This is a genomic window from Polaromonas sp. P1_E12 (assembly GCF_056405975.1).
The window spans coordinates 369,682-389,795 of sequence record NZ_JBFUBB010000004.1; the positions used below are offsets into that span (position 1 = coordinate 369,682).

Sequence of the window (20,114 nt, forward strand, 5' to 3'; positions counted from 1 at the left end):
TGAGCCGCTCCTATCCGGCCCGGCTCATGACTTCGGCAACCCAATCCACGAACACGCGCACGCGCGGCGACAGTTGCCGGTGGTGCGGGTACAGCACCGACACCGGCATGGGCGCGGGCCGGAAAGCGGCCAGCACTTCCACCAGTGTGCCCGCTTCAAGTTGCGCGGCCAGGTGGTAGCGCGGCACCTGGATAAAACCCAAGTGCGCGGCGCAGCAGGCTTTGTAGGCGTCGGCGTCCGTCACCGCGACCGGGCCCTTGAGCTGCACCTGACGCGGCGCGCCGTCCACGATGAAGTCAAAGGGCAGCGCCTTGCCGGTGCGGCTGGATAAAAAATTCACCGCGCGGTGGCCGCGCAGCGCCTCCAGCGTCTCGGGCGTGCCGTGTTTTGCCAGGTACTCGCGGCTCGCGCAGGTCACCTGCTCAAGTAGCGCCACGCGCCGCCCCACCATGCTCGACTCGGCCAGCTCGCCCACGCGCAGCACGCAGTCCACGCCCTCGCGCACCAGATCCACCAGCCGGTCGCCCATGCCGATCTCCAGCTCGATGTCCGGGTAGCGCTCAAAAAAATCACCAATCACCGGCAGCAAAAAATGCTTGGCCAGCGTGCCGTGCAAATCCACCCGCAGCTTGCCGCGCGGCTTGCTGCCCGTGTTGACAAAGGCCGACTCGGCTTCCTCCAGGTCGGTCAATAGGCGCAGGCAGCGCTCGTAATACGCCGCGCCGTCCTGCGTGGGGCTGACATGCCGCGTCGTGCGCTGCAACAGCCGCGCGCCCAGGCGTTTTTCAAGCTGCTGCACCGCATGCGTCACCGTGGCGCGCGGCAGCAGCAGGTCGTCGGCCGCCTTCGTAAAACTGCCCAGCTCGACGATGCGGGTGAACAGCTGCATCGAATGAAAACGGTCCATAACGCGTGCTTCTATTGTTAGTATTTATTGAACAATGATGGCAAGTTTACGGTATTTATCGTGTGTGGATTGAATAGAACAATACCTTCACTGGCTCACCAAAGGCGCACAACACACGCAGCACCCCGGGCGGTCAGAACCAACCCACTTTTAACCATCAGGAGTTTCAAATGACCGCTTTCAGCAACAACGCCACCCAGGTGGCCATCGTCACCGGCGCCTCGCGCGGCATAGGCGCGGCCGTCGCTCGGCGCTTGGCACAAGAGGGCTACGCCGTCGTCATCAACTATGCCGGCCAGGCTGAAGAAGCCCAGGCCGTTGTGCAGTCCATCATGGCCAGCGGCGGCCAGGCCGTTGCCGTGCAGGCCGACGTCGCCAGTTCCGCCGCCGTCACGCAGCTGTTCGATGACAGCATCCAGGCCTTTGGCCGCGTCGATGTGCTCATCAACAACGCCGGCATCATGCCGCCCAGCCTGCCGGCGCTGGCCGACACCGACGACGACACCTTTGACCGCCTCTTCGCCGTCAACGTCAAGGGCACATTCAACACCCTGCGCGAAGCCGCCGCGCGCCTGCAGCCCGGCGGGCGCATCGTCAACTTCTCGACCAGTGTGATCGGTCTGGCCCTGCCCGGCTACGCGGTCTACGGCGCCACCAAGAGCGCGGTGGAAACCTTCACCAACATCATGGCCAAAGAGCTGCGCGGCAAAAACATCCGCATCAACGCGATTGCTCCCGGCCCTACGGCCACTGCGCTTTTCCTCAACGGCAAAACGCCCGAGACGATTGAGCGCATGTCCAAGATGGCGCCGCTCGAACGCCTGGGCACGCCGGAGGACATCGCCAGTGCGGTTGCTTTCCTCGTGAGCGACAACGCGGCCTGGGTCAACGGCCAGACGTTGCGTGCGAATGGTGGCGTCGTCTAAGCGCACGTACTTCTCCAAGCCATCAAGCACTCTTTTCAAACCCTTTCCAGAAAGACACACATCATGAAATCCGTCATCCTGGTCACCGGTGCATCCACCGGCATCGGCCACCTCACCGTCCGCTCACTGGCCCAGGCCGGCCACACCGTCTACGCCAGCATGCGCGACATCCAGGGCCGCAACGCATCCAAGGTGCGCGAGCTGCGCGACTGGAGTTTTGCCAATGGTTTTGATTTGCGCGCTGTTGAACTCGATGTGCTGTCGCAGCCCTCGGTCGACGCCGCCGTGGCGCACATCGTGGCCGAGCAGGGCCGCCTCGACGTCATCGTGCACAACGCCGGCCACCTGGTGGTCGGCCCTGCCGAGGCCTACACGCCGGAAGAAATCATCAAGGTACTGGACACCAACTTCCTGGGCAGCCAGCGCGTGAACCGCGCGGTGTTGCCGGTGATGCGCAAGGCTGAAGCGGGCCTCGTGCTGTGGGTCAGCAGCAGCACGGTGCGCGGCGGCTTCCCGCCCTTCCTCGGCCCCTACGCCGCCGCGAAGGCCGCCATGGATTCGATGGCTGTGACCATGTCGTACGAGCTCGCCCGCTTCGGCATCGAGACTTCCATCGTCGTGCCCGGCGCCTTCACCAAAGGCACGGCGCACTTCCCCAGTGCTGGCAAGCCTGCTGACGATGCGACGACAGCCGCCTACGCCCGCTACGACGGCGTGATGGACAAAGTCGGCGAGCGCCTGTCGGCCTTGAGCCCCGATCACGCCAATCCGCAGGCCGTGGCTGACGACATCACCCGCATCGTGGGCCTGCCCGCCGGCACCCGCCCCTTCCGCTCGGTGACCGACTTCATCGACGACGGCGCGGGCGAAGTCACCGTGGTGGCCGAACGCGTGCGCGAAGCGTTCGCCCACCGCATCGGCATCGCCGACATGCTCAAGCCCACGGTGCGCCGCACGGCTTGATGGCCTTCATCACACGGTCCGGCTTGAGCCCGGGCCGTGTGGTGCCTCTTCACCATTGATTTTCAGGAGCTTCACCATGCAACCCGCTGTCGTCCTCGCTCTCGCCCGCATCCTCATGGCCCTGGCCTTTATCGGCCCGGGCGCTTCGCACTTCATCGAATCCGTACGGCTGCGCAACTACACAGCCGCCGCCATAGGCGCAGTCGAAGTCGCCGCCGGCCTGGCGCTGGCATTCGGCTGGCAGGTGCGCTGGTTCGCGCTGGCCGCCGCGGCTTTTCTCGTGGTCGATGCGTTCATCGCGCACGGCTTCTGGGCCGCCACACCGCAAGCGCTGCGCAACCAGCTGCTGCATTTCTTCAAGAACATTGCGCTGGCGGGCGGCTTTGTGCTGCTGGCTTCAGTGTCGCGTGAGTTTTAAGTGAAATTGGCCTGTAGCTCAATCAGTGCACTGGCTTATAGCTATCTTTTTGGTAGCGTCTGCATGCCGAACCCACCCTCGCGCTACACCGCCGTCTTGGCCCATTCACGCGGCGAGACACCGGTCTTCTGCACAAAAAGCCGCGACAGCGCAGACGCATTGGCATATCCCAGCTGCGCGGCAATGGCCTTGAGTGATTGGCCGTTGCGCAGCTCGGCCTGGGCAATGGCCAGCCGCCACGTCGCCAGGTAGTCCGCGGGCGTTTGCCCCACTTTTTGCTTGAACAGCGGCGCAAATGCACTGCGCGACATGCCGGCCGATTGCGCCAGGCCTTCAAGGCTCCATGCATGGCCCGGGTTTTCATGCACCGCCACCAGCGCGCGCGCCAGGCGCGGTTCGGCCAGCCCGGCCAGCAGGCCCTCGGGAGGGCTGCCTTCTTCCGGATGGTCCAGCAGCCAGCGCAGCAGTTGCAGCAGCAACACCTCAAATAATCGGTCGGCCAGCAGCCGCTGGCCGCAGCGCACCTGCGCGGTCTCGGCAAACAGCAGGGCCAGCGTGTGCTCCAGCCCCGGTACGCGCGCCAGCGGCAATACCACCAGGGCCGGCAGCGCACGCGCCAGCGGGTGGCTGGCGCCGCCGTCGAATGCCAGCGTTGCGCAGGTGAAATCAGCGCCCTCCACCGGCGCATTGTGAAAGTCGTGCGCGAGCGGACGCGGGTAAAACACCAGGCTGGGCTCGCTCACCTTCACCCGCCTGGGCGCACCCGTTGCCGCGCGGTGCGTCACCACCATGGTCCCGCGACGCATCACGTGCAAAAAGCCCAGCCCGGCCTCTGGCGTGAAGCGCGTCACGCCGCACAGCGGCCCGTTGTGAAACATGTGGGCCCGCACGCGAAAGCGTTCCATCAGGGCGGAAAGCCGGTCAATTCCTTCGGGGGGCGTGGTCATGGTGTGGGACTGGTTTGAGGCTTGCTTTGGATGATAAGGATGATTTGATAGACGAATTCATCCAATAAGTCCTGATTGTCGCGTGAAACTTCTTCCTGTGCAGCGAGCGCACCCACACGCCCCGCCGCGCGAAACGTCATCCTTTAACCGCGACTCTTCAACCTCCAAGGACTTCACATGTCACGCATTCCATTGATCGACCGTAACGCCACCTCCGCCGATCGCAAAGCCCTGCTCGATCAGGTCACCCAAGCCTTCGGTGCCACGCCCAATATGTTCAAGGCCGTCGCCAATTCACCCGCCGCGCTCAAAAGCATGTGGGGCTCGTTCGGCGCGCTGGGGGGCGGTGTCATCAACGCCCAACTGGGCGAGCAGATCGCCGTGGCAGTAGCCGACCGCAACGCCTGCGAATACTGCCTGGCGGCGCACACGGCGCTGGGCCGCAAGGCCGGTGTCAGCGCTGAAGGCATGGCCGCCGCGCAGCGCGGTGAATCCGCCGACCCGGCCACCGCTGCGGTGCTCGCGTTTGCACTCAAGCTGGTGAATGAACGCGGCAACGTGTCCGGGGCCGATGTGCAGGCCGTTCGCCAGGCCGCCTTCAGCGATGAGCAGATCGTGGAAATCCTCGCGCATGTGGCGCTCAACCTTTTCACCAACTACGTCAATGTGGCGTTTGCGGTGCCGGTTGATTTCGCGCCCGTCAAGCTGAGCCGAGCCGCTGCCTGACGCTTCACCACCCGGGTCTTTGACCCGACGTGCGCGGCCTGCGGCATGCAGGCCGCGCTGAAAGTATTTTTGAAAGCCTTCATGCAAACCAAAAATTATTCTCCCGCACCCGCATGGCACATCGCGCACTGGCTCAACACACCGTCGCCCATTACCCTCGAATCCCTGCGCGGCAAGGTCATCGTCATGCACGCCTTCCAGATGTTGTGCCCGGCCTGCGTGAGCCACGGCCTGCCGCAGGCCGTAGCGATACGCCAGGCATTTCCCGAAGCGTCGGTTGCCGTCATCGGCGTCCACACCGTGTTCGAGCATCACCGCGTGATGAACCATGAGGCGCTGCAGGTATTTGTGCATGAGCAGCGTCTGCGTTTTCCCATCGGCGCGGACTTGCCTGCAACTGACGGCCCTATCCCGCAAACCATGGCGGCTTATCAGTTGCGCGGCACACCCAGCCTGGTGCTGATCGACAGGCAGGGCCATTTGCGGCTGAACCACTTCGGGCACCTGAACGATCTGGCCGTCGGTTCGGCCATAGGGCAACTGCTTGCCGAGACGGCTAGCGAAGTCACGAATACAGTTTCGCCCCCGCGGCGAACTCCGCCTTGAACACCTCGGCCACCCAGTCGGCAAAGGCGCACACCTTGGCCGTCAGGTGACGGTTGCGCGGGTACAGCACCATCATCGGCAGCGCTTCGGGCTGCCAGTCGGGCAGCACGCGCACCAGTTCGCCGCTGGCCAGCAGCGCGCAGGTGCGGCGTGTCAGCGGCGGCTGTGACAAACCCAGCCCGGCCAGCACCGCACCCATGTGGCTGTCGGCGTCGTTGCAACTGACCCAGTGCGGACGGTGAATCTGCCGCACGTCGCCGTCCCTGGAAAACTCGAACGGAAACACCCGGCCGGTCTTGGCAGAATGAAAGTTCACGAAGCGGTGCTGTTCCAGGTCTTCCAGCGTCTGCGGTGTGCCGTACTGCGCCAGGTAAGAAGGCGCGGCGCAGGTCACCACCTTCAGCCGGCCCAGCGGCCGCGCCACCAGCGTCTCGTCGTGCACCAGACCGCCGCGAATCACGCAGTCCACGCCTTCAGCCACCAGGTCCACCGGCCTGTCGGTACTACCCAGTTCCAGCACCATGTCGGGGTAGCGTTTGAAAAACTCCGGCAACGCCGGTGAGATCACGTGGCGGCCCACCGCCGCCGGCACATCCACCCGCAGCCGCCCGGCCGGCGTGGCCACTGCGCGGCGCAGCGTGCCTTCCAGCTCGCCCATGTCCTGCACCATGGCCTGCGCGCGCTGGTGGTACAGCGCGCCGTCGTCTGTCAGGCTCAAGGTGCGCGTGGTGCGGTTCAGCAGGCGCACTCCCAGGTGCGCTTCGAGTTCCTGCACCACCGTCGTCACTCTGGCTTTGGGCATGTGCAGCGCTGTGGCTGCCGCAGTAAAGCTGCCAAGGTCCACCACGCGGGTAAAGACTTCCATCGCCCTGTAGCGATCAACACTCATGATTACTGGCCTTATTGTTCTTTAAATGGATAACAGTTATTTCAATTAAAGGCAGTTTATTCTTTTTATTCAAACCAATACAGTTCATTCACCTGCCCATCCATGCATTGATTCACTTTTTATGAAAAGGCTCCCCATGACCACCAACATCCTGTCTTCCACCCGCCTGGGCTTTCGCGGCCCGCAATCCGTCTCGGCCATTGGCCTGGGCGCCATGGGTATGTCGGGCATGTACGGCGCCCACGACGAGGCGCAAAGCATCGCCACCATCCATGCCGCGCTCGACGCAGGCGTCAACCTCATCGACACCGGCGACTTTTACGGCATGGGCCACAACGAGATGCTGATCGGCCGGGCGCTGAAAGGCCGGCGCGATGAAGCGCTGATTTCCGTCAAGTTCGGCGCGCTGCGCGACCCGTCTGCCGGCTGGATCGGCATGGACGGCCGGCCCGAAGCGGTGAAGAACTTCCTGGCCTACACGTTGCAGCGCCTGGGCACCGACCACATCGACATCTACCGCATCGCGCGGCTCGACCCGAACGTGCCGATCGAAGACACCATAGGCGCGATGGCCGACATGGTGAAAGCCGGTTACGTGCGCCACATCGGCCTCAGCGAAGTCGGCGTGCAGACCATCCGCAAGGCGCACGCCGTGCACCCCATCAGCGATTTGCAGATTGAATATTCGCTGATCAGCCGCGGCCCCGAGGCGGAAATCTTTCCCGCGCTCAAGCAGCTGGGCATCGGTGTCACGCCCTACGGCGTGCTGTCACGCGGTTTGCTGTCGGGCTCCAAACCCACGGGGCCTGGTGACTTCCGCGCCCACCTGCCGCGCTTTACCGGCGACAACGCGGTGAAGAACCAGCAGCTCGTTGATGTATTGCACCAGCTGGCCACCGGCATGGGCGCCACAGCATCACAGATAGCGATTGCCTGGGTCATCGCACGCGGCAAGGCCCTGGGTGTCGACATGGTGGCGCTGGTCGGTTCCCGCAAGCCGGGCCAGCTTGATGAAGCGCTGGGCGCGTTGAAACTTCAGCTCGGCGCCGAAGACCTGCAGCGCATTGAAGCCGCGCTGCCCGCCGACGCGGTGGCCGGCACACGCTACGACGCCTACCAGATGGGCCACCTGGACAGCGAGAAGCAGGCGTAAATTGATGCAAAATTAGCCTGCAACCCATACAGGTAGAGCGCAAGCGGCTATCAATTCAGGAGCAACCGCCGGCGTGAAAACGAGAGACGTGAAACTTAAATCACGTTCTTTTCTACCAACGCACGCCCTTCCACCAGCCGCTGCGCCGCCAGCGGCGACAAGTCCAGGCTGGTGTAGCCGCCTTCGGCAATCCACTCCGCCAGGCCCCGCCCCACCGCCGGCGACTGCTGCAGCCCGTGCCCACTGAAGCCATTGGCCAACAGCAAATTCGGCAAGGCCGGATGCGGGCCCAGCAGCGCGTTGTGGTCGTGCGTGTTGTATTCGTAGTAGCCGGCCCAGGCGCGCTGCATGCGCACGGCCTCAAAGCCCGGCACGCGGTTGGCCAGTGTCAGCCAGGCTTCGTCAAAAAGGTCGTAGTCCACATCGAGCGGCACATCGTTGTGGTCTTGCGCCGGCGGCAGACCGCAAATCCAGATGTCGCCTTCGGGCCGAAACCACAAACCGCTCGGGTCAATCACCAGCGGGCAGTCGGGCGTCTTCGCGGGGCTGGCAAATGCATACACACAGCGCTTGCGGCCATACACCGGCAGGTCAAGGCCTGTGCCGGCCAGCAGCGGCCGCGCCCATGCGCCTGCCGCATTCACGGCCCAGTCGCACGGCAGCTGCGCGCCGCCTTGCAGTATCACGGCGCTCACGCGGCCGTTGCTGTGCGCGAAGGCCGTGGCCTCGGCCTTCACATACTGCACACCCAGGCTGCGCGCTTTTTGCTTGAAGGCCATCAGCAAACCATAGCCGTCAAACCAGCCTTCGCCCGAAAGGCCGAGCGACGCCAGCGCCAGGTCGTCCACCTGCAGCCACGCAAAGCGCTGCTGCAGCTCGGCAGGTGTCATCAGCATCACATCCACACCGGCTGCGCGCTGTGTCGCATGATTCTCTTGCAGCGTGGCCGCGCCGGCTTCAGTGGCAAGGTACAAATAGCCGCGCTCGGTCAAACCAATATCAGGCACATCACCATCGACGGCCAGGTACTGTTTGATGTTGCGTAAAAAATCAATGCCGAACTGCGACACCGCAATGTTCACCGGCTGTGAAAACTGCTGGCGAATCGAGCTGGCCGACAGCGCTGAAGAGGCTTGCGCATACGTGGGGTCACGCTCGACGACAGTGATGCTGCCGTCAAAACGCGGGTGCATCGCCAAAAAATAGGCGATGGCGCTGCCGATCACGCCGCCACCGACGATGACGATCTTTTGTGCGGATGTTGCGGGGTTCATGCTGGTGCTTCATTCATTACACAGTGGAAGCGCCACATCCTACAGGCCAGCGCGAAACGGGGCGGTATTGTCGTCATACAGCGACAAGCGATGTAAGGCGCAGGTGTGTTGTGCAACGGTGTGTATGCCCGGTCAACAGTGCCGCACCCCATCCCGTTGAACACGGGCTACGTGATATCAATAATTTCAATCATCCATCCATCCATCCATTCAAAGGACTCTCTCATGAACAAATTGCTCTCTACTCTTATTGCTACCCTGTTTGTCGGCATTGCTTCTGCACAAACACCGGCACCTGTCGAATCGTCCACGCAAACCGCTCCGGTTGCCAGCAAGGCTGAAGCCAAGGCCGACAAGTCTGTGGCAGCCGCCGTGAAAAGCGAAGCCAAGGTTGACGCCAAGGCCGATGCCAAAGTGGTGAAGGCTGAAGAGAAAGCCGCGGCGAAAACCGCCAAGGCAGATGCCAAGGCCGCTAAAGCCAAGGTCAAGGCCGAAGCCAAGGTTGAGAAGGCAGATGCTGACGACAAAGCCAAGGCCACCACGAAAGCTGAAAAGGCCACCACCAAGGCAGATGCCAAAGCAGCCGGCGTTGCCATCGATGCCAATGCCAAGGTTGATACCGTGAAGGCCAAAGCCGCCGCCGACAAGGCCAACGCTGCGGTCGACACCAGCGCAGTCAAGGCAGAAGCCAAGACCGACGTCAAGGCAGCCGGCACCAAGTAAGCGGCAACGCGGGTCATATGCCCGCTGATACCCGCTGATCCAAAAAGACAGGCTGAGGCCTGTCTTTTTTTGCCTGTCTCCTTGTGACCGCACGCGTCGCAGCCCTTCCTTGTCCCTTGTCAGCGCATTCCGACTTTCCAGGGCTCCAGTGGCTGTCACTGAGGAGCCTCGCCTGCCTCGAGCATGGAACTTTTGACACCAGGAGATTCCCATGCACATCATTCTTGGCGGAACAGGACACGTCGGCTCGGCGCTGGTCAAACGCCTTATCGGTGCGGGCGAGCCCGTCACCATCGTCACCCACGACCCCAAAAAATCCGGCCGGGTCGGCAAGGCAAAAAACGACGTGCCCCAACGGGCGAAGGTCGCTGTTGCCGACGCCCACGATGTACCGTCGCTGCGCAAGGTCTTCCAGCAAGGCACGCGGCTTTTTCTGCTTAATCCGCCGGCGGCTCCCTCAACCGACACCGATGCCGAAGAGCGCAGCACGGTGATGTCCATCATTGAGGCACTGCAAGGTACACGCTTCGAGAAGATCGTGGCCGAGTCCACCTATGGCGCGCAGCCCGTCCAGCGCGCAGGCGATCTCGGCATTCTTTACGACATGGAAAAAGCCCTGGAGGCACAAGCCGTGCCGTTCAGCGTGATACGCGCGGCCTACTACATGAGCAACTGGGACGCGGCGCTGAAGACCGCGCAGGATGAAGGTGTGATCGACTCCATGTACCCGGCGGACTTCAAGCTGCCCATGGTGGCGCCGCAAGATCTGGGTGAGTTCGCCGCGCGCCTGATGACCGAGCCCGCCGGCAAAACCGGCCTCTTTCATGTTGAAGGGCCAGAGCAGTACAGCGCAGGCGATGTTGCCGCGGCCTTTGAAGAGGCGCTGCAAAAACCCGTCTCGGTGCGTGCTGCGCCGCGCGAGAAATGGGAAGAGGCCTTCAGGGCCATGGGCTTTTCAACTGCCGCGGCCAGGTCGTATGCGGCAATGACGGGAATCACGCTGGACCGGCATTACACCGTGCCCGATGCACCTGTCCGCGGTCGTACCTCGCTGCGCGCGTATGTGCAGGCGCTGGTGGGCGAGCAGCGCCGCTAGCGCACTACCGCGGCGGTCTGCTGGCTCAGCTCAACGGCTTGTTCACAAACTCAATCACGAGCCCTTGCGCCGTCACGGTGATGCTGCTCGGCTGCACGCCCATGCTGTTGGGCAATGCCAGGTCCTGCGGGTTGAGTGAATGCAGCACGGCGCCCTGCAGCGCCTGTTCAGCCAGTTGCGGGCCGTAGCCTGACACCAGCATCGATGCCTGCGGGGGCAGGCCCTCAAACTGCAAGGTGTTCACGCGCAGCTGGTGCGCGCGTATGGTCATGTCGCTGGCTTCGTAGCGCAGCGCAAAGTCCAGGTCAAAGGTGCCGGGGTAGGCGCGCTGCAGCGCAGGGCCGGCGGCTTCCACCGCCATGGTGGCGCCCAGCCGGTTCTGTTCGGGCAGCAGGCGCAGCTGCGGCGCCTGCACGGTCATGTCCAGCAGGCCGTTGGCGCGTTTGCGCACGGGAAAGCGTTTTGCCACCGCGTCCTGCAGCTGGGCCATGCTGACGGTGTAGCTGGGCTGGGCCTGTGCGCCCGTCAGGGTGAAATACACAGCGCCACCCAGGCACAGCCGTGCGGTGGTGGCAAGAAGCAGTCTTCGTTTCATTCATTGTCCTTTCACCCAGGAATAATGCGCCTGGCATTCCGCCGCACATGTCATTCAAAAGCCCGCATCAGGGTCAGCGTTCAACCGATGAAGGTTAAGCTGCCGGCAACAGCGGGGCGCGGTTTGATATTCCTGTATGGTCGGCCTGATGCGAATGCTTTTCACCTTCCTGCTGTTTCCGGCCGCCACGCTGGCGACGGCGCAAGCCACCAAGAGCGAGCAGGATGCGCTGGCCCTGGCGATCAGGTCGCAGCGTGTCCTCAATGAATACGCCATCGGGGCTATGGAGCCCGAAGCCATGAAGTACGCCCAGCGACTGCGCCTGACCCAGGCCGCGCTGGACGGGCAGCGCAAGCAGTGGCCTGCGGCCAAGGAAGGGCCTGATCCGTTTGATCAATTCCGGCCTTGCAAAAACGGGCTTGAAAAAGCGTCTTACCTGGCCGACCTTTCCGGCATGAAGGCGGTCCGCACGCTCGATGACAAGGTTTTTCATGCTGAGAAGGCCAAGCTGCAGAAGCTTCGCGCCGAGTGCGATGCGCTCATCAAGCGCGCCAACGCAGAGCGGTAAGCCGCCTGCGGTTGAGTCGCCTTAGCGGCCCACCACCGACCAGCCGGCCTTCTGGTTGGTCTTGTCGTTCTCATATTCCCAGGCCGTGCCGCAGCGGTCGCACTTGTAGCGGGTGATGGTGATCAGCCCATGGCGGCGGGTTTCATGGCGGGGGTCGCCCTGCACCAGTTCCGGGTGGCCCGGCGCCTTGCGCCAGTTGCGCTGTATGCCGGCGCAGGAGTCGCACAACTCCATTTTCTTGAGTTCACTGGCGCGGTTGGGGTCTTGGGTCATGGGCTGCTTTGGAATCGGTTGTTGACCCCGATTGTCGCCGGTGCGGGGCTGCGCAAAATGAGGCGACCCTGTTGGCGCTGGGGCGATCATTTGACCGGCACAGGCAGCAGGCCTATTCTTGAATTGCCCAGTCACTTCATTCGGGAGATACATCATGTACAAGCGAATTTTGCTGGCTTACGACGGTTCCCAATCGGGCCAAAAAGCGCTGCTGGACTGCCGCGAGATCGCGCAGTGGAGCGGGGCGGCATTGACGCTGATTGCCGTCACCCCCCTGCAGCGGCAGGTGGTCGCCGCTGAAGGCGTGATCTATGAACAAAGCGTCGCCGACCAGGACAGGGAAAGATACCAGGGCATCCTCAACGACGGCTTGCGCCAGTTGCTGGAGTCAGGCCATGAGGCCGGCGGCGAGGTGTTGTACGGCGAAACCGTCGATGAAATCGCGAGGTACGCCAAACAAACAGACGCCGACCTGATTGTGGTCGGTCACAAGCACCTCGAAGGCTGGGCCGCGCGTTGGTGGCGCGGCTCGGTATCCAAATCGCTGATCGCACACGCGCCCTGTAGTGTGTTGGTGGTGATTCCCCGCTGAGGCAAGGCGCGGGTCCGGGCCGCCCCAATCGGCCGGTCAACAAAAGGGTTTCCAAAGAGGGCTTGACTTAGAGTGCGCTCGAAGTTTTACAGTCCCCACATGACTACCGCTCTCACCGTCTCTTTAAGCATCGCCGAAGCCGCGGAAGCCTCAGGCCTCAGTGCCTACACCCTGCGCTACTACGAGCAGATCGGCCTCATCGCCCCCATAGGCCGGCGCAGCGGCGCGCGGCGCTACAGCGACGCCGACATGCGCTGGCTCGACTTCCTGGTGCGCCTGCGCGCCACCGGCATGTCCATGCGTGACATGCAGCGTTATGCCCAGCTGCTGCGCAAAGGCAACTCCTCCGCCGCCAGCCTGGCCGAGCGCCAGACCCTGCTCGAAGACCATGCCGAGCGCCTGGAAGCCGAGATACGCACCCAGCGCGAAACCCTGGCCTACATCCGCAAAAAAATCCGTCTCTATGAGGACATGCGCACCGAACCCAAGCGCGCGTGAGCCCTTCTGGAGCCGTTTTCACCATCCACTTCACCTTCCATCTCAAAGGACGAAAACACCATGATCAAAACCCGCACCCTCGGCCGCAACGGCCCTCCCGTCTCCGCCATCGGCCTCGGCTGCATGGGGATGAGCGACTTCTACAGCAACCGCAACGACGCCGAGTCCATCGCCACCCTTCACCATGCGCTGGACCAGGGCCTGAATTTCCTCGACACCGCCGACATCTATGGCCCGCACACCAATGAACTGCTGATCGGCAAGGCCATCGCCGGCCGCCGCAAGGACGTGTTCATCGCGACCAAGTTCGGCATCACGCGTGACCCGGCCAATGAAGCGGCGCGCGGCGTCAACGGCCGGCCTGAATACGTCAAGGCCAGCTGCGACGCCAGCCTGCAGCGTCTGGGCGTAGAGCAGATCGATCTTTACTACCAGCACCGCGTCGACAAGACCGTGCCCATTGAAGACACCGTCGGCGCCATGGCCGAGCTGGTGAAAGCCGGTAAGGTGCGCTATCTGGGTTTGTCCGAAGCCTCGGCCGCCACGCTGGCGCGTGCCTGCAAGGTGCATCCCATCGCCGCGCTTCAGAGTGAATATTCGCTGTGGACGCGCGACCCCGAAGTCACCGGCGCCCTGGCCGCCTGCCGTGAGCATGGCGTGGCCTTTGTCCCCTATTCGCCGCTGGGCCGCGGTTTCCTGACCGGCGCCTTCAGCAAACCTGAAGACCTGCCCGCCGACGACTATCGTCGCAAGTTTTCGCCGCGTTTTGCCGAAGAGAATTTCCAGCGCAACCTGGCCCTGGTGGATGCCGTCAAGGACCTGGCCGCGGCCAAGGGCGTCACCACCTCGCAAGTGGCGCTTGCCTGGGTACTGGCGCAGGGCGACGACATCATTCCCATCCCCGGCACCAAGCGCCGCAGCTACCTCGACCAGAACATCGCCGCACTCGACGTCACGCTGAGCCCGGCCGAGCTGGTCCAGCTCGACAAGGCCTTTCCGCCCGACGCAGCCGCCGGATTGCGTTACCCCGCGTCGTTTCTGGGCACGGTCAATGCGTGACACAGGCTGACATCCTTATGGGGGCAAGCCAGCGGGCTCCGCCTGCGTTGAACCTGGGCCATAGAGTTCTATTCCGTGAAGCGACCCGGTTCTGTGTTCCCTCTGGTCAAAAGTCCCTCGCCGCCTGATGATTCTGTAAGGCCGGTACAGCGAAAATTCCGGAGTTGTTGTATCGTACAACAATACGATGTATCATTCAACGATACATTTGTATTTGCCTTGCCGTAAAAGGCCTGGCCTAACTTCATGGAGCTTCAGAATGGGAATCGCACTAACTTGTCCCCGCCGGTTGCTGGCGGCTGCTATGGCTGTGACGCTTTCGGGTATGACGTCAGCTGCCGATTTGCGGATCGGGTTCAAGGCCGAAGTCACTTCTGCCGATCCCCATGTTCTGGGCGCCGCAAATCGTGGCGTCTGGATGAACGTCTACGACTCTCTGATTGGCCAGGATGAAAAGCTGCATCCCATTCCTCTGCTGGCCTTGTCCTGGAAGGCGATAGACGAAAAACAATGGGAATTCAAGTTGCGCCCCGGCGTCAAATTTCACAACGGCGAACCGATGACGGCCAACGATGTGAAGTTCTCGCTGGACAGGGCCAGGGCGCTGGCCGGCCCGAAAACATTCAAGACGTATTTGAGAGCGGTCGACAGCGTTCGGGTCCAGGATCCGCTGACAGTCATCATCAAGACGAAGGAAGCCGCGCCCACTCTGCCTGAAAACGTAGGTCTCGTAGCCATTCTTTCGAAAGGAAGCGGGGCGGAGATCAAGGAGGAAGACTTCGAGAACGGCAAGGCGGCGGTGGGCACCGGTCCCTTCAAGTACGCAGGACTCATTCCAAGCCAGCAAGTGACCATGACACGCAACGACGCGTACTGGGGCTCAAAACCGGCCTGGTCAAAAGTGATTTACCAATTAATACCGAAAGAACCGGCGAGAGCGGCGGCAATGCTGGGCGGAAGTGTCGATGTCATTGATGGCGCTGCCGGTAGCTTGACCGAGACCTTGAAGAAAAGCGGCAAGGTGTCGGTGGTCTCTACGACCTCCTATCTACTCAACTACCTGGCCATGGATGAATTTCGGGCGGTTTCGCCTTATGTCACCAGTCATGACGGGAAACCGCTGGCCAAGAACCCGTTCCAGGACAAAAGAGTCCGCCAGGCCATCACAGTGGCCATTAACAGGGACGCCATTAACAAGTTCGTCATGAAAGGCGATGCGGAACCAGCGACGCAGATCGTTCCCGCCGGCTTTTTTGGGTACGAGCCCGCACTGAAGCTTCAGCCCGGGGACACGGCGCGGGCCAAAGCCTTGCTGACCGAGGCAGGCTACCCCTCCGGATTCAAGGTGGTTCTGCACTGCACCAATGACCGGTACCTCAACGACGCACGGGTCTGCGAAGCAATTGCCCAGATGTTGACCCAGGCGGGGATAAAAACCGACACAAGGACACTCCCCTACGCCAACTTTATTACCCGGGCGACAAGCGGCGGAGCTGGTGGCGAGCCTGAATTCAGCCTGGCCATGTGTGGCATTGGTGCGGTTCTCGGTGATTCGCTGGAGCCTTACACCGCCGTTGTCCATACCTTTGACAAGGCCCTGGGGACCGGAGCCAACAACTATGGCCGGTACAGCAACAAGGAGTTTGACGCGGCGATCCGCTCTGCGTCAAAAACATTGAGTGAAAAGGAACGCGAAGAGTTGCTGCGAACGGCCGCAAGGGTTGCTGCGGAGGACGTTGCCATCGTGCCGGTGCATAACGCGAAGGTGGCGTGGGGGTTGCGCAAAGGCCTGAGCATGTCCCCGCGAAGTGACGGGTTCACGATAGCCAACGGCATCAAGGACGCAGCTTCGAAGTAAAACAGATCAACGAATAGGGGTGAGGTGAGGGGGTCACCGGTGCTGGTGTCAGCACCGGTGGCGCTCCAATCCGAGCCGAACCAGGGTAATCAATGAAAGACTCGACGTTCAGCAATCTTGCTGTGGTGATTGAACGCAATGTGATGGTGCCGATGAGGGACGGCGTAAGGCTCTCGACCGATATATATCGCCCGAGACAAGAGGCGGGAGAAGATCCGAAACCACTCCCGGTCATCATGGAACGCACTCCCTATGGGAAGCACCTTGAAAGCCGCACCGAACGCGAACCGGGGAGCGCGCGCCCCAGGTCGCGCGAAGAGGTGGCAACGTATTTTGTTGCCCAGGGGTATATCGTTGTGTACCAGGATTGCCGCGGCAGATACGGGTCCGAAGGCACATTCACGAAATACCTGAGCGAGGCCAACGACGGCCATGACACCTGTGACTGGATCGTGCGGCAACCCTGGTCCGACGGCAGGATCGGGACCAAGGGCCTTTCCTATGCGGCACATACGCAAATGGCCCTGGCATCTACCGGTGCACCCGGCTTGCTGGCCATGTATGTCGACTCCGGCGGGTTTTCAAATGGCTATCAGAGCGGCATCCGGCAGGGCGGCGCGTATGAGTTAAAGCAGGCCGCGTGGGCTGTTCTCTTCGCATCGAGCATTGCCCAGCGATCGGAAAATACGGCCGTCGCCAGCACTCTGAAGAATATCGACGTCGACGACTGGTTCAGAAGAATGCCATGGCGCCGTGGAAACTCACCGCTTTCGGAAGCACCGGAATATGAAGAGTTTCTCTTCGATCAATGGGAGCGTGGTACGTTTGATGCGTACTGGAAGCAGCCCGGAATTTATGCGGAGGGGTTCTACCATCACCTCAAGAATGTGGCGACAGTCCATATGTCTTCCTGGTATGACGTCTATACGCGCACCGCTGCCGAAAATTACATCAGCCTCAAGAAACTCAGCGCGCCGGTGCAACTTGTCTTTGGCCCGTGGGTGCACGGAAATAGGTGGCTGACCTATTCAGGCGATGTGGATTTCGGCGAAGAATCCACTTTTGGCCATCACGTTGCCGAAAGCTTTCTGAAGGCACGCCTCAAATGGTTTGACCGCTGGCTCAAAGGTCTTCCGGCCGCCGAAGACAACGGCACCGTGAGGCTGTTCGTGATGGGCGGCGGCTCCGGCAGGAAAAACAGCGAGGGGCGTCTTGACCACGGCGGAACCTGGCGTTCCGAGCAGGACTGGCCGATTCCGGATACGCAGTGGACGCCCTACCATCTTCACGTTGATCGTTCGCTGTCCCCCTCTCTTCCAGAGAGGCATCACGGTGCGCTGGCGTATCGGTTCGACCCCAAAAATCCGGTTCCTACCTTGGGCGGCAGCGTGGTTTCACGTCCGCCCGGAATACTGGCCGGTGCATTTGACCAGACGACCGATGAGCGCTTCTTTGGTTGCGCAGAACCGTTTTACCCGCTGACCGACCGTGAAGATGTGCTTGCCTTTTCAACCGAACCGCTGGTGGAGGATGTTGAGATTACAGGGCCGGTGGTGGCGAACCTGTGGATATCCTCCGACTGCCCGGACACGGACTTCACCATCAAGCTGGTCGATGTGTATCCGCAAAGCGAAGACTACCCAAAGGGTTTCGCCATGAACCTCACCGACGGGATTCTGCGGGTGAGATACAGGGACTCATGGGAGCGCCCGGAGCTGATGACGCCAGGAACGGTGTACCCCATCCGCATCGAGGCGTTTCCGACAAGCAACCTTTTCAAGGCAGGGCATCGCATCCGGGTGGACATTTCGAGCAGCAACTTTCCGCACTTTGACGTCAACCCGAACACCGGGGATCCCGAGGCGCAGGCGACGACGAGCAAAACGGCGCTCAACAAGGTGTACATGAACAGCCAGCATCCATCGCATGTGGTGCTTCCCGTGATCCCGAAGCGTTCTCAATAATGGTGGCTGCAGCGCGCCCCACCAGGTGCGCTGCAGCTAATCGGCAGAGGCGTCGGAGCGGCGATAACCGAGCTCAACCGAAAGGTCGTAGGCCGCCGCGCACAGCGGCTTGGCCAGCTTTTCCAGTCCTTTGGCCGTGATGCGGCTTGAAGGAATGGAGATGGCCATTGCGGCGATGACTTTTGATGTTCCGTCGCGCACCGGTGCCGCCACGGAAAGCACCTCATTCGTGATTTCGCCCAGGGAAGTGGCGTAACCCTGCTTGCGGATCTTGATCAGCTCCTCGTTCCATTTAGCGCGTTGAACGATGGTGTTGGGGGTGAACTTCTGAAAGTCCTGGGCGAAAAAGTCGTTCAAAAACTCTGCGGGGGCATAGGCCAGCAGGACTTTGCCCGACGCGCCACCGTGAAGAGGCCGCCTCATGCCGACAGAGCCATGGATGCGCACATCGTGCGTAGAGTCCCATCGGGCCACAGAGACGGATTCAAAGCCGTCACGGACACGGATCTGGACAATCTCGTTGAATTTGCTGGCCAGCTGCTGAAGATATTTGCTGGCCTGCCTGACCAGGCTGACCTGTTCGTCGGCAGCCAACCCCACAAGCAATGCGTTGTAGCCGAGATGGTAGGTCGCAGCATCACCCGATCGCTGCACGAAACCGCGCCGCTCCAGCGTGCTCAAAAGGCGGAACGCCCTGGCTTTGGTAATTCCCGATCTTTTGGAAAGCTCGGTCACACCCAGGCCGGGATTCTGGGCTACAAGCATCAATAAGCCGAGTGCTTCATCTACCGACGCTACGTTATAGTCCATTGCCTTCTTGCCGCTGGCTTGCTTCAACGGGTATGTTTGAGTTAGCGAAGCATTCTACCGTCAGGGCCTAGTACGACGACGTCGACATAAGTCGAGCCTGAGTGATTTGTCGGGGAAAAGTTGACGGAGAATCCGCCGAGATTTAGATCCCTCAACGACTCCAGGGATCGTTTCAGCTTTGCGGAAGTGGGATTCGGTCCGGCGCGTTTCAGGCCTTCGGTCAGCACCCTGGCCGCAATGTAGCCTTCGGTCACTGCCAGGTTCAAATCAGACCCCGGGACGCCGAATTTCTTGTGGTCCTCCTGTATCTCCCTGATGAGTGTGGAAGTTTTGCTGGAGGGATCAGGCACCACCAGCGCTATGCCCAAGCCGTAGGCGGCCTGTTTGCCGATTCTTTTCACGACGGCGGCACCGTCGGTGACAGAAAGGGCTACGACAAACGCCGAACTTCCGCCCTGGCGAAAATTCTTGTAGAACTCGGCGGTCGCAGCACTCGTCGCCACCGAAATAACCGCGTCGGGTTTGGCCTTGAGAATCGTAGCGACCGCTTCACTGACATTGGTCGTGCCGTATTCGTAGCTTGCACTGCCCGAGAGCTGAAGGTTTTTCCCCCTGATCGCGTGTAGCGCCCGGTCGTAACCTTCAATGCCAAACGGGCTCTTTTCGTAGAGAACGGCGATGCGCTTGTGCCCGATGATGCTCATGTGGGACACAATCTTTTGCACCTCCTGGGCATAGTTGGCACGCGTGTGAAAAATCCAGGGGTTCACCGGTTGATGAAGCGATACGGCGCCCGTTCGAGGCCCCACCAAAGGAATGCCGGCCGCGGCCAGCACCTTTTCCTGAACCAGCGCTTCAACAGGCGCAGTTCCAGAAAATCCGATCAATGCAACAGGCTTTTCTTCCTGGATGATTTCCCGTGTTTTTTCCACTGAGTCCGTCCCGTCCGGTCCCCGGTCTTTGGTGACAAGTTTCAGTTTCGCCCCGTTAACGCCACCTCGCTCGTTGACGACGTCGAAATACAGTTGCACGCCCACCTTGACCTGGCTTGCCGCGGAATTCGGATCTTTAAGCTGGCCGATCTGGCCGATCACGATGTCCTGCGGAGCGGATGAGGCAACGGCACAAACTGTTCCCAGGATGCCTGTGCTGATCCAATGTTTAAGTGACATACCCATGCTTTCAAAATGATGGAGCCCGTCCAGGGCGTTCCTGTTGTCCATGACAAAAGCCCGCCGGAGGCGGGCTTTGCGTATCAGCTAGTTACGC

The 20,114-nt window shown here is 61.5% G+C and carries 22 protein-coding genes; 14 read left to right on the top strand and 8 right to left on the bottom strand.

Annotation, left to right across the window (positions count from 1 at the left end):
- Positions 1 to 10 precede the first annotated feature (10 nt).
- The gene (locus tag AC1D13_RS14200; RefSeq protein ID WP_457281981.1) at positions 11 to 907 is read right to left on the bottom strand and encodes a LysR family transcriptional regulator; all 897 of its coding nucleotides are present in this window, start codon (positions 905 to 907) and stop codon (positions 11 to 13) included.
- A gap of 170 nt (positions 908 to 1,077) precedes the next feature.
- Here AC1D13_RS14200 and AC1D13_RS14205 point away from each other — a divergent pair, with 170 nt between their 5' ends.
- The 3 genes from AC1D13_RS14205 to AC1D13_RS14215 all read left to right on the top strand — a co-directional run bounded on the left by AC1D13_RS14205 (position 1,078) and on the right by AC1D13_RS14215 (position 3,214).
- A complete protein-coding gene (locus tag AC1D13_RS14205; RefSeq protein ID WP_457281982.1) occupies positions 1,078 to 1,833 on the top strand; it encodes a glucose 1-dehydrogenase in 756 nt (251 codons plus the stop codon).
- Between the two features lie 63 nt (positions 1,834 to 1,896).
- Entirely contained in the window at positions 1,897 to 2,796 is a 900-nt protein-coding gene (locus AC1D13_RS14210) for an SDR family oxidoreductase (RefSeq protein WP_457281983.1), read from the top strand.
- Between the two features lie 76 nt (positions 2,797 to 2,872).
- A complete protein-coding gene (locus tag AC1D13_RS14215) occupies positions 2,873 to 3,214 on the top strand; it encodes a DoxX family membrane protein (RefSeq protein ID WP_457281984.1) in 342 nt (113 codons plus the stop codon).
- A gap of 83 nt (positions 3,215 to 3,297) precedes the next feature.
- On the opposite strand, the gene AC1D13_RS14220 is transcribed toward AC1D13_RS14215, so the two are convergent.
- The gene (locus tag AC1D13_RS14220; RefSeq protein ID WP_457281985.1) at positions 3,298 to 4,161 is read right to left on the bottom strand and encodes an AraC family transcriptional regulator; all 864 of its coding nucleotides are present in this window, start codon (positions 4,159 to 4,161) and stop codon (positions 3,298 to 3,300) included.
- Positions 4,162 to 4,338: 177 nt separating this feature from the next.
- On the opposite strand from AC1D13_RS14220, the gene AC1D13_RS14225 reads away from it, so the two are divergent.
- On the top strand, positions 4,339 to 4,887 hold the full coding sequence (locus AC1D13_RS14225; RefSeq protein ID WP_457281986.1) for a carboxymuconolactone decarboxylase family protein: 549 nt from the start codon (positions 4,339 to 4,341) through the stop codon (positions 4,885 to 4,887).
- 81 nt (positions 4,888 to 4,968) lie between these two features.
- A complete protein-coding gene (locus AC1D13_RS14230) occupies positions 4,969 to 5,493 on the top strand; it encodes a redoxin domain-containing protein (RefSeq protein WP_457281987.1) in 525 nt (174 codons plus the stop codon).
- On the opposite strand, the gene AC1D13_RS14235 is transcribed toward AC1D13_RS14230, so the two are convergent.
- Entirely contained in the window at positions 5,453 to 6,382 is a 930-nt protein-coding gene (locus tag AC1D13_RS14235) for a LysR family transcriptional regulator (protein ID WP_477689752.1), read from the bottom strand. The genes AC1D13_RS14230 and AC1D13_RS14235 overlap by 41 nt on opposite strands.
- A 136-nt stretch (positions 6,383 to 6,518) precedes the next feature.
- Here AC1D13_RS14235 and AC1D13_RS14240 point away from each other — a divergent pair, with 136 nt between their 5' ends.
- Positions 6,519 to 7,535: an aldo/keto reductase gene (locus AC1D13_RS14240; protein ID WP_477689753.1), complete on the top strand. Its 1,017-nt coding sequence runs from the start codon at positions 6,519 to 6,521 to the stop codon at positions 7,533 to 7,535.
- Positions 7,536 to 7,630: 95 nt separating this feature from the next.
- On the opposite strand, the gene AC1D13_RS14245 is transcribed toward AC1D13_RS14240, so the two are convergent.
- A complete protein-coding gene (locus tag AC1D13_RS14245; RefSeq protein ID WP_457281990.1) occupies positions 7,631 to 8,809 on the bottom strand; it encodes an NAD(P)/FAD-dependent oxidoreductase in 1,179 nt (392 codons plus the stop codon).
- A gap of 225 nt (positions 8,810 to 9,034) precedes the next feature.
- Here AC1D13_RS14245 and AC1D13_RS14250 point away from each other — a divergent pair, with 225 nt between their 5' ends.
- Together AC1D13_RS14250 and AC1D13_RS14255 are read left to right on the top strand one after the other, a co-directional pair.
- Complete coding sequence (locus AC1D13_RS14250) at positions 9,035 to 9,532, top strand: hypothetical protein (protein WP_477667754.1); 498 nt, start codon at positions 9,035 to 9,037, stop codon at positions 9,530 to 9,532.
- A 211-nt stretch (positions 9,533 to 9,743) separates the two neighbouring features.
- Positions 9,744 to 10,628, top strand: a complete 885-nt coding sequence (locus AC1D13_RS14255; protein WP_477689754.1) for an NmrA family NAD(P)-binding protein — start codon at positions 9,744 to 9,746, stop codon at positions 10,626 to 10,628.
- A 25-nt stretch (positions 10,629 to 10,653) separates the two neighbouring features.
- On the opposite strand, the gene AC1D13_RS14260 is transcribed toward AC1D13_RS14255, so the two are convergent.
- A complete protein-coding gene (locus AC1D13_RS14260; protein ID WP_477689755.1) occupies positions 10,654 to 11,223 on the bottom strand; it encodes a DUF1439 domain-containing protein in 570 nt (189 codons plus the stop codon).
- A gap of 148 nt (positions 11,224 to 11,371) precedes the next feature.
- Between AC1D13_RS14260 and AC1D13_RS14265 the strand changes: the two genes are divergently transcribed.
- Positions 11,372 to 11,791, top strand: coding sequence for a hypothetical protein (locus tag AC1D13_RS14265; protein WP_477689756.1), 420 nt, complete (start codon positions 11,372 to 11,374; stop codon positions 11,789 to 11,791).
- A 21-nt stretch (positions 11,792 to 11,812) separates the two neighbouring features.
- Here the strand turns inward: AC1D13_RS14265 and AC1D13_RS14270 are convergent, their stop codons facing one another.
- Complete coding sequence (locus AC1D13_RS14270) at positions 11,813 to 12,064, bottom strand: hypothetical protein (protein ID WP_431099316.1); 252 nt, start codon at positions 12,062 to 12,064, stop codon at positions 11,813 to 11,815.
- A 154-nt stretch (positions 12,065 to 12,218) separates the two neighbouring features.
- On the opposite strand from AC1D13_RS14270, the gene AC1D13_RS14275 reads away from it, so the two are divergent.
- The 5 genes from AC1D13_RS14275 (at position 12,219) to AC1D13_RS14295 (ending at position 18,035) form a co-directional block, all read left to right on the top strand.
- On the top strand, positions 12,219 to 12,656 hold the full coding sequence (locus tag AC1D13_RS14275) for a universal stress protein (RefSeq protein ID WP_457281995.1): 438 nt from the start codon (positions 12,219 to 12,221) through the stop codon (positions 12,654 to 12,656).
- A gap of 99 nt (positions 12,657 to 12,755) precedes the next feature.
- The gene (locus AC1D13_RS14280; RefSeq protein WP_477689757.1) at positions 12,756 to 13,154 is read left to right on the top strand and encodes a MerR family transcriptional regulator; all 399 of its coding nucleotides are present in this window, start codon (positions 12,756 to 12,758) and stop codon (positions 13,152 to 13,154) included.
- A gap of 60 nt (positions 13,155 to 13,214) precedes the next feature.
- The gene (locus tag AC1D13_RS14285) at positions 13,215 to 14,213 is read left to right on the top strand and encodes an aldo/keto reductase (protein WP_477667751.1); all 999 of its coding nucleotides are present in this window, start codon (positions 13,215 to 13,217) and stop codon (positions 14,211 to 14,213) included.
- A gap of 259 nt (positions 14,214 to 14,472) precedes the next feature.
- Positions 14,473 to 16,071: an ABC transporter substrate-binding protein gene (locus tag AC1D13_RS14290; RefSeq protein ID WP_477689758.1), complete on the top strand. Its 1,599-nt coding sequence runs from the start codon at positions 14,473 to 14,475 to the stop codon at positions 16,069 to 16,071.
- Between the two features lie 92 nt (positions 16,072 to 16,163).
- Positions 16,164 to 18,035, top strand: a complete 1,872-nt coding sequence (locus tag AC1D13_RS14295; RefSeq protein ID WP_457281999.1) for a CocE/NonD family hydrolase — start codon at positions 16,164 to 16,166, stop codon at positions 18,033 to 18,035.
- Between the two features lie 36 nt (positions 18,036 to 18,071).
- Here the strand turns inward: AC1D13_RS14295 and AC1D13_RS14300 are convergent, their stop codons facing one another.
- Positions 18,072 to 18,845: an IclR family transcriptional regulator gene (locus AC1D13_RS14300; RefSeq protein ID WP_457282000.1), complete on the bottom strand. Its 774-nt coding sequence runs from the start codon at positions 18,843 to 18,845 to the stop codon at positions 18,072 to 18,074.
- 41 nt (positions 18,846 to 18,886) lie between these two features.
- Positions 18,887 to 20,068: an ABC transporter substrate-binding protein gene (locus AC1D13_RS14305; RefSeq protein ID WP_477689759.1), complete on the bottom strand. Its 1,182-nt coding sequence runs from the start codon at positions 20,066 to 20,068 to the stop codon at positions 18,887 to 18,889.
- Positions 20,069 to 20,114: the final 46 nt, after the last annotated feature.

Excerpts from the sequence above, each read along its gene's own strand:
- AC1D13_RS14200 (WP_457281981.1), bottom strand. The coding sequence starts at position 907 with ATGGACCGTTTTCATTCGATGCAGCTGTTCACCCGCATCGTCGAGCTG.
- AC1D13_RS14205 (WP_457281982.1), top strand. The coding sequence starts at position 1,078 with ATGACCGCTTTCAGCAACAACGCCACCCAGGTGGCCATCGTCACCGGC.
- AC1D13_RS14210 (WP_457281983.1), top strand. The coding sequence starts at position 1,897 with ATGAAATCCGTCATCCTGGTCACCGGTGCATCCACCGGCATCGGCCAC.
- AC1D13_RS14215 (WP_457281984.1), top strand. The coding sequence starts at position 2,873 with ATGCAACCCGCTGTCGTCCTCGCTCTCGCCCGCATCCTCATGGCCCTG.
- AC1D13_RS14220 (WP_457281985.1), bottom strand. The coding sequence starts at position 4,161 with ATGACCACGCCCCCCGAAGGAATTGACCGGCTTTCCGCCCTGATGGAA.
- AC1D13_RS14225 (WP_457281986.1), top strand. The coding sequence starts at position 4,339 with ATGTCACGCATTCCATTGATCGACCGTAACGCCACCTCCGCCGATCGC.
- AC1D13_RS14230 (WP_457281987.1), top strand. The coding sequence starts at position 4,969 with ATGCAAACCAAAAATTATTCTCCCGCACCCGCATGGCACATCGCGCAC.
- AC1D13_RS14235 (WP_477689752.1), bottom strand. The coding sequence starts at position 6,382 with ATGAGTGTTGATCGCTACAGGGCGATGGAAGTCTTTACCCGCGTGGTG.
- AC1D13_RS14240 (WP_477689753.1), top strand. The coding sequence starts at position 6,519 with ATGACCACCAACATCCTGTCTTCCACCCGCCTGGGCTTTCGCGGCCCG.
- AC1D13_RS14245 (WP_457281990.1), bottom strand. The coding sequence starts at position 8,809 with ATGAACCCCGCAACATCCGCACAAAAGATCGTCATCGTCGGTGGCGGC.
- AC1D13_RS14250 (WP_477667754.1), top strand. The coding sequence starts at position 9,035 with ATGAACAAATTGCTCTCTACTCTTATTGCTACCCTGTTTGTCGGCATT.
- AC1D13_RS14255 (WP_477689754.1), top strand. The coding sequence starts at position 9,744 with ATGCACATCATTCTTGGCGGAACAGGACACGTCGGCTCGGCGCTGGTC.
- AC1D13_RS14260 (WP_477689755.1), bottom strand. The coding sequence starts at position 11,223 with ATGAAACGAAGACTGCTTCTTGCCACCACCGCACGGCTGTGCCTGGGT.
- AC1D13_RS14265 (WP_477689756.1), top strand. The coding sequence starts at position 11,372 with ATGCGAATGCTTTTCACCTTCCTGCTGTTTCCGGCCGCCACGCTGGCG.
- AC1D13_RS14270 (WP_431099316.1), bottom strand. The coding sequence starts at position 12,064 with ATGACCCAAGACCCCAACCGCGCCAGTGAACTCAAGAAAATGGAGTTG.
- AC1D13_RS14275 (WP_457281995.1), top strand. The coding sequence starts at position 12,219 with ATGTACAAGCGAATTTTGCTGGCTTACGACGGTTCCCAATCGGGCCAA.
- AC1D13_RS14280 (WP_477689757.1), top strand. The coding sequence starts at position 12,756 with ATGACTACCGCTCTCACCGTCTCTTTAAGCATCGCCGAAGCCGCGGAA.
- AC1D13_RS14285 (WP_477667751.1), top strand. The coding sequence starts at position 13,215 with ATGATCAAAACCCGCACCCTCGGCCGCAACGGCCCTCCCGTCTCCGCC.
- AC1D13_RS14290 (WP_477689758.1), top strand. The coding sequence starts at position 14,473 with ATGGGAATCGCACTAACTTGTCCCCGCCGGTTGCTGGCGGCTGCTATG.
- AC1D13_RS14295 (WP_457281999.1), top strand. The coding sequence starts at position 16,164 with ATGAAAGACTCGACGTTCAGCAATCTTGCTGTGGTGATTGAACGCAAT.
- AC1D13_RS14300 (WP_457282000.1), bottom strand. The coding sequence starts at position 18,845 with ATGGACTATAACGTAGCGTCGGTAGATGAAGCACTCGGCTTATTGATG.
- AC1D13_RS14305 (WP_477689759.1), bottom strand. The coding sequence starts at position 20,068 with ATGGACAACAGGAACGCCCTGGACGGGCTCCATCATTTTGAAAGCATG.